Annotated in this window: 13 protein-coding genes; 4 read left to right on the forward strand and 9 right to left on the reverse strand. The window is 72.6% G+C overall.

The window, feature by feature from the left end:
* Both C3492_RS28175 and C3492_RS28180 read right to left on the reverse strand, forming a co-directional pair.
* Positions 1–225, reverse strand: coding sequence for a bacterioferritin-associated ferredoxin (locus tag C3492_RS28175; RefSeq protein ID WP_030641969.1), 225 nt, complete (start codon positions 223–225; stop codon positions 1–3).
* 167 nt (positions 226–392) lie between these two features.
* Positions 393–1,745: a class II 3-deoxy-7-phosphoheptulonate synthase gene (locus C3492_RS28180; RefSeq protein WP_103815362.1), complete on the reverse strand. Its 1,353-nt coding sequence runs from the start codon at positions 1,743–1,745 to the stop codon at positions 393–395.
* A gap of 96 nt (positions 1,746–1,841) precedes the next feature.
* On the opposite strand from C3492_RS28180, the gene C3492_RS46970 reads away from it, so the two are divergent.
* Both C3492_RS46970 and C3492_RS28190 read left to right on the forward strand, forming a co-directional pair.
* A complete protein-coding gene (locus tag C3492_RS46970; protein WP_078912442.1) occupies positions 1,842–1,898 on the forward strand; it encodes a trp operon leader peptide in 57 nt (18 codons plus the stop codon).
* Positions 1,899–1,999: 101 nt separating this feature from the next.
* Complete coding sequence (locus C3492_RS28190; protein ID WP_103815304.1) at positions 2,000–3,856, forward strand: anthranilate synthase family protein; 1,857 nt, start codon at positions 2,000–2,002, stop codon at positions 3,854–3,856.
* A 16-nt stretch (positions 3,857–3,872) separates the two neighbouring features.
* On the opposite strand, the gene C3492_RS28195 is transcribed toward C3492_RS28190, so the two are convergent.
* The 4 genes from C3492_RS28195 to C3492_RS28210 all read right to left on the reverse strand — a co-directional run bounded on the left by C3492_RS28195 (position 3,873) and on the right by C3492_RS28210 (position 7,716).
* On the reverse strand, positions 3,873–4,901 hold the full coding sequence (locus C3492_RS28195; protein WP_103815306.1) for a 6-phosphofructokinase: 1,029 nt from the start codon (positions 4,899–4,901) through the stop codon (positions 3,873–3,875).
* A 119-nt stretch (positions 4,902–5,020) separates the two neighbouring features.
* Entirely contained in the window at positions 5,021–5,695 is a 675-nt protein-coding gene (locus C3492_RS28200; protein ID WP_014672207.1) for a response regulator transcription factor, read from the reverse strand.
* Positions 5,692–6,927, reverse strand: coding sequence for a MacS family sensor histidine kinase (macS, locus tag C3492_RS28205; RefSeq protein WP_103815308.1), 1,236 nt, complete (start codon positions 6,925–6,927; stop codon positions 5,692–5,694). The genes C3492_RS28200 and macS overlap by 4 nt, the downstream gene beginning before the upstream one ends.
* Before the next feature lie 36 nt (positions 6,928–6,963).
* A complete protein-coding gene (locus tag C3492_RS28210; RefSeq protein ID WP_103815364.1) occupies positions 6,964–7,716 on the reverse strand; it encodes a 1-acyl-sn-glycerol-3-phosphate acyltransferase in 753 nt (250 codons plus the stop codon).
* Between the two features lie 105 nt (positions 7,717–7,821).
* Between C3492_RS28210 and C3492_RS28215 the strand changes: the two genes are divergently transcribed.
* Both C3492_RS28215 and C3492_RS28220 read left to right on the forward strand, forming a co-directional pair.
* The gene (locus C3492_RS28215; RefSeq protein WP_103815310.1) at positions 7,822–8,601 is read left to right on the forward strand and encodes a carboxylesterase; all 780 of its coding nucleotides are present in this window, start codon (positions 7,822–7,824) and stop codon (positions 8,599–8,601) included.
* Positions 8,594–9,214 (forward strand): hypothetical protein, encoded by a 621-nt coding sequence (locus C3492_RS28220; RefSeq protein WP_103815312.1) that lies wholly within the window; start codon positions 8,594–8,596, stop codon positions 9,212–9,214. The genes C3492_RS28215 and C3492_RS28220 overlap by 8 nt, the downstream gene beginning before the upstream one ends.
* A gap of 204 nt (positions 9,215–9,418) precedes the next feature.
* On the opposite strand, the gene C3492_RS28225 is transcribed toward C3492_RS28220, so the two are convergent.
* The 3 genes from C3492_RS28225 to C3492_RS28235 form a co-directional block, all read right to left on the reverse strand.
* Entirely contained in the window at positions 9,419–10,162 is a 744-nt protein-coding gene (locus C3492_RS28225; RefSeq protein WP_103815314.1) for an endonuclease/exonuclease/phosphatase family protein, read from the reverse strand.
* Between the two features lie 99 nt (positions 10,163–10,261).
* Positions 10,262–11,215 (reverse strand): ROK family glucokinase, encoded by a 954-nt coding sequence (locus C3492_RS28230; protein ID WP_103815316.1) that lies wholly within the window; start codon positions 11,213–11,215, stop codon positions 10,262–10,264.
* Between the two features lie 67 nt (positions 11,216–11,282).
* Positions 11,283–11,771: a DUF5304 domain-containing protein gene (locus C3492_RS28235; protein WP_103815318.1), complete on the reverse strand. Its 489-nt coding sequence runs from the start codon at positions 11,769–11,771 to the stop codon at positions 11,283–11,285.
* Positions 11,772–11,822 lie beyond the last annotated feature (51 nt).

Consider the following 11,822-nt stretch of genomic DNA (forward strand, 5'->3'; position numbering starts at 1 on the left):
CTACGCGGCGTCGTCCAGCGGTACGAGGGCCGGGGCGCGCTGGTCGATCAGTTCCCGGCGGGGGCAGGCACCACGGCCGAGCAGCGCCTGGATGCGCCGCACGCAGCCGCCGCAGTCGGTGCCCGCCTTGCAGGCCGAGGCTATCTGGCGCGGTGTGCAGGCGCCGTTCTCCGCGTGCTGCTTGACCTGGTCCTCGGTGACACCGAAGCAGCTGCAGACGTACACGCGGATTCACCTCCCGACGGGGTCACTGTTCCTGCCACCCCATTTCCGGTGAGGCAAACCTAACCTTACCCATCCCCCCGGCAGCCGCAAAAGTGGCAGGGGCGCGGATCGGATGTGATCCGCGCCCCAGGACTCCGCGTCACAGGACGGTCGCTACCGGTCCCCGGTCACTGGTCCCGGTACATCTCGGCCACCAGGAACGCCAGGTCCAGCGACTGGCTGCGGTTCAGCCGCGGGTCGCAGGCCGTCTCGTAGCGCTGGTGCAGGTCGTCCACGAAGATCTCGTCGCCGCCGCCCACGCACTCGGTGACGTCGTCGCCGGTCAGCTCGACGTGGATGCCGCCCGGGTGGGTGCCCAGCGCCTTGTGGACCTCGAAGAAGCCCTTCACCTCGTCGAGCACGTCGTCGAAGCGGCGGGTCTTGTGCCCGGAGGCCGCCTCGAACGTGTTGCCGTGCATCGGGTCGGTCACCCAGGCCACCGTCGCACCGGACGCCGTGACCTTCTCGACCAGCTCGGGGAGCTTGTCGCGGATCTGGCCGGCGCCCATGCGGACGATGAAGGTCAGCCGGCCCGGCTCCCGCTCGGGGTCGAGGCGGTCGATGTAGCGCAGCGCCTCCTCGGCCGTCGTGGTCGGACCGAGCTTGATGCCGATCGGGTTGCGGATCTTCGAGGCGAACTCGATGTGCGCGTGGTCCAGCTGCCGGGTGCGCTCGCCGATCCACACCATGTGCGCCGAGACGTCGTACAGCTTGCCGGTGCGGGAGTCGACCCGGGTCAGGGCGGACTCGTAGTCCAGCAGCAGCGCCTCGTGCGAGGAGTAGAACTCGACGGTCTTGAACTCCTCCGGGTCGGTGCCGCAGGCCCGCATGAAGTTCAGCGCGCTGTCGATCTCGCGCGCGAGCTGCTCGTAGCGCTGGCCCGACGGCGAGGTCCGCACGAAGTCCTGGTTCCAGGCGTGCACCTGGCGCAGGTCGGCGTAACCGCCGGTGGTGAAGGCGCGCACCAGGTTCAGCGTCGAGGCCGACGCGTGGTACATGCGCTTCAGCCGCTCCGGGTCCGGGATGCGGCTGGCCTCGGTGAAGTCGAAGCCGTTGACGGAGTCGCCCCGGTACACCGGGAGCGTCACGCCGTCGCGGGTCTCGGTGGGCTTGGAGCGGGGCTTGGAGTACTGGCCCGCGATCCGGCCGACCTTGACCACGGGCACGGAGGCCGCGTAGGTGAGGACGGCACCCATCTGGAGCAGCGTCTTGAGCTTGTTGCGGATGTGGTCGGCGGACACCGCGTCGAAGGCCTCGGCGCAGTCGCCGCCCTGGAGGAGGAACGCCTCTCCCTTGGCGACGGCCGCCATCCGGGCGCGCAGCTGGTCGCACTCGCCCGCGAAGACGAGCGGCGGATACGACTCGAGGTCCGCGATCACTGCGCGCAGAGCCTCGGGGTCGGGGTACTCGGGCTGCTGCGCCGCGGGCAGGTTTCGCCAGGTGTTGCCAGCGCTCGGGCTGGTCTTAGCGTTCACGGTCACGAGCTCCACATTACGGGGTGATGTCGTGGGGTCCTGTCGGTGCTCATTTGATGAGACACCGTGTGCACAGTGCGGACGTGGGATAGGCTGCACGGCATGTTCGCGCTTTCGACCCAGAACTGGTGGTGGACCGCTCATCCGGCGGCCCACTGACTAGCGCGTACGCAAGACTTCGCGAAGGCCGCCCGAGGGGCGGCCTTCGGTGTGTCCGGGGCCGTTCCTCTCCGTCAGACGACTCAGAAGGAACCCGACCCGTGGACCTCATGGACCTGCTGTCCGATCCCCGCCCCTTCGCCCTGCTCCGCCGCCGCACCCCGGGCCGTGACGAGCACCTGGTGGAGGTACTGCTCGGCCCGGTGACCAGCCGGGACCGGCTCGCCGACCTGCCCGACGAGGGTCTCGCCCTGGTCCCGTTCCGGCAGATCCGCGAGCGCGGCTTCGACGTCCGCGACGACGGCACCCCGCTGCTGGTGCTGACCCCGCAGGAGACGCACACGCTGCCGCTGGACGAGGCCCTGGCCCAGCTCCCCGCGCACGACGTACGGGTCGAGGGCGGCGGCTTCGACGTGGGCGACGAGGAGTACGCGGAGACCGTCGGTCGGGTGCTGCGCGAGGAGATCGGGCGGGGCGAGGGCGCGAACTTCGTGATCCGGCGCACCTACGAGGGCGAGATCCCCGGCTTCGGCCGCGCGGACGCGCTCGCGCTGTTCCGGCGGCTGCTGGAGGGCGAGCGGGGCGCGTACTGGACGTTCGTGGTGCACACCGGGGACCGGACGCTGGTGGGCGCGAGTCCGGAGGTGCACGTGCGGATGAGCGGCGGGACCGTCGTGATGAACCCGATCAGCGGGACGTACCGCTATCCCGCCGAGGGGCCGACCCCCGAGCACCTGCTCGGCTTCCTCGCCGACGGCAAGGAGATCGAGGAGCTGTCGATGGTCGTCGACGAGGAGCTCAAGATGATGTGCACCGTCGGCGACATGGGCGGGGTCGTGGTCGGCCCGCGGCTGAAGGAGATGGCGCACCTCGCGCACACCGAGTACGAGCTGCGCGGCAAGTCCTCGCTGGACGTGCGGGAGGTGCTGCGGGAGACCATGTTCGCGGCGACGGTGACCGGGTCGCCGGTGCAGAACGCGTGCCGGGTGATCGAGCGGCACGAGGCCGGTGGACGCGGGTACTACGCCGGGGCGCTCGCCCTGCTCGGGCGGGACTCCGGGGGCGCGCAGACCCTCGACTCCCCCATCCTGATCCGCACCGCCGACATCTGTGCCGACGGCCGGCTGCGCGTCCCGGTGGGGGCGACGCTGGTGCGCGGCTCCGATCCTGCGGGCGAGGTCGCCGAGACCCATGCGAAGGCGGCGGGCGTGCTGGCCGCCCTCGGGGTACGGCCGTCCCGGCCGCGGGCGGAGCGGGAGCCTGCGCGGCTGGCCGACGATCCGCGGGTGCGGGCCGCGCTGGACGGGCGCCGGGCCGGGCTCGCGCCGTTCTGGCTGCGGATGCAGGAGCGCGTGCCGGAGCCGGCCGGCCACGCGCTGGTGGTCGACGGCGAGGACACCTTCACGGCGATGCTGGCGCACGTGCTGCGCTCGGGCGGCCTGGAGGTGACGGTACGGCGGTACGACGAGCCGGGACTGCGGGCTGCGGTGCTCGCGCACCGGGGGCCGGTGGTGCTGGGCCCCGGTCCGGGTGACCCGCGTGACGGGGCCGATCCGAAGATGCGCTTCCTGCGCGAGCTGGTGGCCACCGTGATCCGCGAGCACCGGCACGGGGTGCTGGGCGTCTGCCTGGGGCATGAGCTGGTCGCGGCCGAGCTGGGTCTGGAGCTGGTCCGCAAGGAGGTGCCGTACCAGGGGGCGCAGACGGAGATCGACCTGTTCGGGCGGCCGGAGACGGTCGGGTTCTACAACAGCTTCGTCGCGCGGTGCGACGAGGAGGCGGCCCGCGAACTGGCGGCGCACGGCGTCGAGGTGAGCCGCGCGGCCAACGGCGAGGTGCACGCCCTGCGGGGCCCCGGCTTCGCGGGCGTGCAGTTCCACCCCGAGTCGGTGCTGACCCTGAACGGCGCGGCGGTCGTACGGGAGCTGATCGGTCAGCTGCGCCGCACGACCGTGTAGCCGCCGGGCGCCGCCGTCAGCCGAAGAACACCCCGATCTCCTGGTACAGCTTCGGGTCCACCGTCTTCAGCCGGGCCGTCGCCTCGGCCAGGGGGACGCGGACGATGTCGGTGGCGCGCAGGGCGACCATCGTGCCGAAGTCGCCGTCGTGGACGCAGTCGATGGCGTGCAGACCGAAGCGGGTGGCGAGCCAGCGGTCGAAGGCGCTCGGGGTGCCGCCGCGCTGGACGTGCCCGAGGACCGTCGTACGGGCCTCCTTCCCGGTGCGCCTCTCGATCTCCTTGGCCAGCCACTCGCCCACCCCGGACAGCCGGACGTGCCCGAAGGAGTCCCGCGACCGGTCCTTGAGCACCATGTCGCCGTCCTTCGGCACGGCGCCCTCGGCGACGACCACGATCGGCGCGTACGACGCCCGGAACCGGGAGGTCACCCAGTCGCAGACCTGCTCGATGTCGAAGCGCTGCTCGGGGATGAGGATGACGTTGGCGCCGCCGGCCAGGCCGGAGTGGAGGGCGATCCAGCCGGCGTGCCGGCCCATCACCTCCACCACGAGGACCCGCATGTGGGACTCGGCGGTGGTGTGCAGCCGGTCGATGGCCTCGGTGGCGATGTTGACGGCGGTGTCGAAGCCGAAGGTGTAGTCGGTGGCCGCCAGGTCGTTGTCTATCGTCTTCGGCACTCCGACGCAGGGCACCCCGTACTCGCCGGACAACCGCGCGGCGACGCCCAGGGTGTCCTCGCCACCGATCACGATGAGGGCCTGGACGTCCAGCTTGGCCAGGTTGTCCTTGATCCGGCGGATGCCGTCGTCGACCTTGAGGGGGTTGGTCCGCGAGGAGCCGAGGATGGTGCCGCCGCGGGGCAGGATGCCGCGCACCGCGGGGATGTCGAGACGGACGGTGTCGCCTTCCAGGGGACCCCGCCAGCCGTCCCGGAAGCCGACGAAGTCATAGCCGTACTCCTGCACGCCCTTGCGGACGATGCCCCGGATGACGGCGTTGAGCCCGGGGCAGTCGCCGCCTCCGGTCAGTACTCCGACCCGCATGGAAATGTCCCTTCGCAGCGGTTCCCTGACACCCGGTCACGCTAATGGTGATTCAGGTCACACCGGGAGAGGCGGGAAGGGTGATTCCGGTGCACGGCCGGAAGCGGGCCGTGCCGGTCCTACTCCTCGTCCAGGCCGCGCTCGATCGCGTACCGCACCAGCTCCACCCGGTTGTGCAGCTGGAGCTTGCCGAGGGTGTTCTGCACGTGGTTCTGCACCGTGCGGTGGGAGATGACGAGGCGTTCGGCGATCTGTTTGTAGCTCAGGCCCTTCGCCACCAGCCGCAGCACCTCCGTCTCCCGGTCCGTCAGCCGGGGGGCGCCCGGCTCGTCGGCGTCCGGCGCGGGCGCGGGCTCGGCGGCCAGCCGCCGGTACTCGCCGAGGACCAGCCCGGCGAGGCCCGGCGTGAACACCGGGTCGCCGACGGCGGTACGGCGCACCGCGTCGAGCAGTTCCTCGGTGGAGGCCGACTTCAGCAGGTAGCCGGTCGCGCCGGACTTCACGGCCTCCAGCACGTCCGCGTGCTCGCCGCTCGCCGAGAGGACGAGGACGCGCAACGCCGGGTTGTGGCCGACGAGTTCCTTGCACACCTGGACGCCGGGCTTGGCCGGCAGGTTGAGGTCCAGCACGAGGACGTCGGGGGCGGCGGCCTTGGCGCGGCGGACCGCCTGCTCGCCGTCGCCGGCGGTGGCGACCACCTCGAAGCCGGACTCGGCCAGGTCACGGGCGACCGCGTCACGCCACATCGGGTGGTCGTCCACCACCATGACCTTGATCGGGTCCTGCTGTGTCATCGCTGCTCCGCCTTCTTCCCCCGCGCCCGCACGGCGCCCTTCGGTACCTTCAGTTCCACTTCCGTGCCCTGTCCGGGTACGGAGACGATCTCGGCGCTGCCGCCGAGGTCGCGCAGCCGGCCCCGGATCGACTGGGCCACCCCCAGCCGGCCCTCGCCCTCGGCCTGCGCCAGCCGGCCCTCGGGGATGCCGGGGCCGTCGTCCCGGACGGTGACGACGACCTCGTCCGGCTCGTCCTCCACCAGGATCCAGGCCCGGGCCTCGGCCCCCGCGTGCAGGCGCACGTTGTCCAGGGCGGCCCCGACCGCGGCGGCCACCTCGCGGGCCGCGGCCGACGGCAGCAGCACCGGTGCACCGGGCTCGGCGAGGCTGACCCGGGCGCACGCGTACCGGGCGAGCAGGGAGCGCAGGTCGACCGGGCCGGCCGGGTCGTCCTCGTCCGGCTCCTCCACCGCGCGGACCACGGCGCCGGCCGCCAGGTCCTCCGAGACCCGGGACACCGGGACCAGGCCGCCCGACACCAGCGTGCGCAGCGCCACCTCCTGCTCCCCGGCCAGCCGGCCCAGTTCGGCCGCCTCGCCGCCGAGGGCCGCGCCCCGGCGCTTCACCATCGCCAGCACCTGGAGCACGCTGTCGTGGATGTCCCGGGCCAGCCGCTCCCGCTCCCGGGTGGCGGCCTCGATCTCCAGCGCGCGGGCGAGGGTGCGCTCGGAGGCGCGGGCCACCTCCACCACGTAGCCGATGGCGATGGAGGCCACCCAGACGAGGATCACGTTGTGCACGGTGTCCCGGGCCGGGTGGCCGCGCTCGACCAGGTTGACGGCGGCCACGGCCGTGGAGGCGACGGCCGCCCAGCGCCAGCCGCCCTTGACGGCGAAGGCCAGCACCGCGCCCGCCGTCCATATCGACGGCAGGGTGGGGCCACCGCCCGCGATCCGCTCGTGGCTGTCGGCGACCGGGGTGAGCAGGATGCCGACGAGGGCGACGGTCAGGTCGGCGGCCAGGAAGCGCCGGGTGCAGCTCGCCGCGCCCGCCACCTTGGGCAGGGTGGCGAGGGTCCACACGGCCAGGACGGCGTAGTAGGCCACGGCGACCCAGGGCCGCCTGAAGTGGTCGTACGCGGTGGCGCACAGGCCGATCGCGTACAGCATGGTCAGGACGCGGTAGCCGGCGAGCGCCCGCCACAGCGGCAGCTCGACCGACATGCGCATGACGCGTTCACGCTTCGGCATGTCCCCCGGTTCCCCCCGGCTCCCCGTTGTGCCCGTCTAGGGCTCGGCCTGCTCCTTGGCGGCCTTCGCCGCCTTCTCGGCCTTCTCCGCCTCCTTCGCCGCCTTCGCCGCCTCCGCGATCTGCCGCTTGGCGGCGGTCGCGTAGATGTCGACGTACTCCTGGCCGGAGAGCTTCATGATCTCGTACATGACCTCGTCGGTCAGCGCCCGCAGCACGAACCGGTCGTGCTCCATGCCCTGGTACCGGCTGAAGTCCAGGGGCTTGCCTATGCGGATGCCGGGCCGCATCAGCTTCGGCACGACCTGGCCGGGCGGCTGGATCTTCTCCGTGTCGATCATGGCCACGGGGATGACGGGCGCGCCGGTGGCGAGGGCCACGCGCGCGAGGCCGCCGGGCTTGCCCCGGTACAGCCGCCCGTCGGGCGAACGGGTGCCCTCCGGGTAGATGCCGAAGAGCTCGCCGCGCTCCAGCACCTCTATGCCGCTCCTGATCGCCGCCTCACCGGCGCCACGCGCCCCGGAGCGGTCCACCGGGAGCTGGCCGACGCCCTTGAAGAAGGCGGCGGTGAGCCGGCCCTTCACGCCCGGGGTGGTGAAGTACTCCGCCTTGGCGATGAAGGTGACCTTGCGGTCCAGCACCACCGGCAGGAAGAACGAGTCCGAGAAGGACAGGTGATTACTGGCCAGGATCGCCGGGCCCGTGGCCGGAACGTTCTCCAGGCCCTCCACCCATGGCCTGAAGGCGACCTTCAGCGGCCCCCCGATGGCGACCTTCATCGCGCCGTACAACACCCGTGTGCCTCCTGTTTCCGTCGAGGAGACCTTAACCCGGAGGACCGTCAATGAGCCCGACGACCCTGGTCGGTGTCAGTGCGGTCGCGTACGGTGAACCACATGCCAGTTCTCCCCGGAGCCGAGCCGTACCGCCACGAGGGCGGTGAGGTGGGGGTTCTCCTCTGCCACGGCTTCACCGGCTCGCCCCAGTCGCTGCGCCCCTGGGCGGAGCACCACGCGGCCCACGGCCTGACCGTCTCCCTGCCGCTGCTGCCCGGCCACGGCACCCGTTGGGAGGACATGCAGCTCACCACCTGGCAGGACTGGTACGCGCAGGTGGACCGCGAACTGCGGCTGCTCGCCGAACGCTGCTCCCGGGTGTTCGTGGCGGGTCTGTCGATGGGCGGGGCGCTGGCCCTGAGGCTCGCGGCCCGGCACGGCGAGCGGGTCGCGGGCGCGGTGGTCGTCAACCCGGCCAACAAGGTGCACGGCCTGTCGGCGTACGCCCTGCCGGTGGCCCGGCACCTGGTGCGGACGACGAAGGGCATCGCCAGCGACATCGCGAAGGAGGGCGCGGCCGAGCTGGGCTACGACCGGGTGCCGCTGCACGCGGCGCACTCCCTGCGGGTGTTCCTGCGCCGGCTGGACGGCGAGCTGCCCCAGGTCACCCAGCCGTTGCTGCTGCTGCGCAGCGCCCGGGACCATGTCGTCCCGGCGGCCGACTCGGCGCGGGTGCTGAGCCGGGTGTCGGCCGCCGACGTCACGGAGATCGTGCTGGAACACAGCTACCACGTGGCGACGTTGGACAACGACGCGGACCGGATCTTCGAGGAGAGCCTCGCCTTCATCGGCCGGCTCGCACCCAGTGTCGGCAAGGAAGGGACGGCCGCAGTTGGCTGAGCACGACTCCGACCGTGAGGGCCGCGAGGACCGCGAGGGCCAGGGCGGTCACGAGGCCCGCGAGCCGGACCGGCAGGAGGTGCCGTTCGACGAGGACGCCGCCTGGCGCGCCATCGTCGCCGGGTACGGCGAGGAGCCGCCGGACCCGCCGGGCGCCCGGCCCTTCAAGCCGGTCGAGGATCTCGCGCTGCTGGAGAAGAACGTGGCGAAGGACCAGGAGGGCGAGTCCCGCGGCGACCCGGAGGACTCCGCGGACCGGCAGCCCGCCCGGCCGCTGGGCGGCTCGGTCTCCTTCGCGCCCGGTATCGGCCCGCGGGACTACACGGCGCCCGAGCCGTCCGACGACGACTTCGACGAGGACGACGAGGGCCACTTCGTGCCGCCGGAGCCGCCCCCGCTGCCGACCACGGACACGACCGCCAGGTTCGCCTGGCTCGGCGTGGTCGGCGGCCCGGTCCTGCTCCTGCTGGCGGTGCTGCTCGGCTGGGACATGACCTGGTGGCTGGCGACCCTCGGCATCGGCGGCTTCCTCGGCGGCTTCGTGACGCTGGTGACGCGGATGCGGACGGACGACGAGGAGGACGACGACCCCGGGCGCGGCGCGGTGGTCTGAACCGGCTCAGGCCGGGATCCGAGGGCTCAGGCCGGGACCAGCGGGCTCACGCCGGGACCAGCGGGCTGAAGCCGGGACCCGAGGCTCACGCGGGGACGCGAAGCTCACACCGGGGCCCGGAGCGCTCACGCCGGACCCGACGGCCAAAGCCGGGACCCGAGGGCTCACGCCGGGATTCTGAGGGCTCACGCCGGGACCCGAGGCTCACGCCGGGATTCTGAGGGCCGCGAGGACCGGGAGGTGGTCCGTGGCCGCCCTCAGGTCCGCCTCGCGCACGCCCGGCTGGTCCAGGGGCACCCCGCAGCCCAGCACCTCGATGCCCTTGGTCGCGAAGACCGCGTCGATGCGGCGGCGGGGGTCGGTGGGCGTGGAGGTGAACTCGCCGCCCCAGGGAGCGGTCGCACGGCAGTCCTGGAGGGTCTCGGCGAGCCGGCGGAAGGTACGGCCGTCGGGGCCCTCGTTGAGGTCGCCGCCCGCGACGGCGTGCTCGACACCGAGTGCGGCGAGGCGGTCGAGGAGCAGGCCGCCCTGCTCGTGGCGCTCGTCCGGCTGGAGCGACAGATGGCAGCTGAGCACGCCGAGGCGGGCGGCGCCGAAGCGCACCACCGCCGTGGCGAAGCCGCGCCGGTGGAGGCCGGGGGTGAGCGGCAGGAGGACGTCCTCCGTGCGCTCGACGGTGGCGCGCAGGGAGCACAGGACCGCCGGTCCCGCCGCCGTGGCGCCGCCGGTGAGGATGACCTGGCCGGAGGCCGCTGCGAGCCGCGCCAGCTTCTTGCGCCAGCGGAAGAAGCGGGGGGCCTCCTGGAGGAGGACCAGGTCGGGGGCGCAGGCGGTGATGATCCTCGCCAGAGCGTCCGTGTCGTCGCGCATCGAGCGGATGTTGTAGCTCAGGACGCGGATGACCGCGGAACCGTCGGGCTCTGTTGCGGAGTTGGGGAGCAGCGCCATGTGGATCAATCTACGCCCCATGGGCCGGGGCGCGAGGACGGTGGGCGACCGCCGGCATCGTTGCGGTTCGTCGCGCCGTTCCCCGCGCCCCTTCGGGCACTACATGATCGGGTCGGGCTCCCGGGCCAGGTCCGCCGCGCCCACCATGCCCGCCTTGTTGCCCAGCTGGGCCGCGATCACATCGGCGACCGGGCGCCAGTTGCCACCGACCAGCCAGCGCTTGTAGGACTTGCGGATGGGGTCGAGGACCAGCTCGCCCTCGTCGGACAGGCCACCGCCGACGATGAAGGCGGACGGGTCGAAGAGGGAGGCCAGGTCGGCGAGGCCGGCGCCGGCCCAGCGGGCCAGCTCGCGGTAGGAGTCGACGGCGACGGGGTCGCCCTGGCGGGCGGCCATGGAGATGTGCTTGCCCTCGATTCCCTCCGGGGTGCCGTCGCCCAGCGAGAGCAGCAGGTCGGCGTTCTCCGGGGTGGCGTTGGCGCGCTGCTTGGCGTAGCGGACCAGGGCGCGGCCGGAGGCGTACTGCTCCCAGCAGCCCTGCGAGCCGCAGCCGCACAGCAGGCCGTCCGGCACCATCCGGATGTGGCCGAACTCGGCGGCCACGCCGAAGTGGCCGCGGCGCAGCTTGTTGCCGATGATGATGCCGCCGCCGAGGCCGGTGCCGAGCGTGATGCAGATGACGTTGCGGTGGCCCTTGCCGGCGCCGAACTTGTACTCGCCCCAGGCGGCGGCGTTGGCGTCGTTCTCGACCACGACCGGGAGGCCGGTGCGTGCCTCGACCTTCTCCTTGAGCGGCTCGTTGCGCCAGTCGATGTTCGGCGCGAAGTACACCGTGGAGCGCTGCCGGTTGACGTAACCGGCCGCGCCGATACCCACGCCGACGATCTCGTGCCCGGCGCGCGCGCCCTCCACCGCCGAGGCGATGGCGTCCACGATGGCCTCGGGCGTGGTGGGGGTCGGCACCTTGAAGGTCGAGAGGATGTTGCCTTCCTCGTCGACCACGCCGGCCGCGATCTTCGTGCCGCCGATGTCGACGCCGATGGTGAGTCCCATGAATCCCTCAGTTTCGGTCGAGCCCCGCTACGGCCAACCGTACCCGAGGCCCTGCCGTGCGAGGGTTTCAGTCCAGGTCGATGCGTTCTCCTGGGCCGGTGCCCTCGCCCGGGTCGCGCGGGTCCTTCCGGTCCCGCGCCGGGTCGGCCGTGCCGGTGGTCCAGCGGCGCTCCTGGGCCTGGACGGCGGAGCGGTAGGCGGCGAGCAGTTCGCCGCCCGCCGCGGCCAGGTGGTCGAAGACGTCCGGGTTGCGGTCTATGACGGGCTCGACGGCGGCCTTCGCCTGCTGGACGACCTGCCGCACCACCTGCTGGGCGGCGGGTCCGGCGAGGCCACCGAGGAGCGGTGACTGGAGGCCGGCCAGCTTGTCGGCCACCGTGTCCACGAGCTTCTTCAGTTCCTCGGCCGCCGAGCCCGGCGGCGGGCCGTACTCGGCGCGACGGCGGGCCTGCTCGGCGGCGAGGTCCTCGGCGGCGGCCGTGGCCCAGGCGTCGGCGTCGGTCGCCTTCGCCGGCTCCTCCGGGGAAGGGTCGGGTGCGGGACGCTCTTCGCTCATGGCGGCTCCTGACGACGGTTCGCCTTTACGACGTTACCCGAACGGGCGTGC

The sequence above is a fragment of the Streptomyces sp. Ru62 genome (assembly GCF_002920615.1).
In the GTDB taxonomy this organism is placed as follows: domain Bacteria; phylum Actinomycetota; class Actinomycetes; order Streptomycetales; family Streptomycetaceae; genus Streptomyces.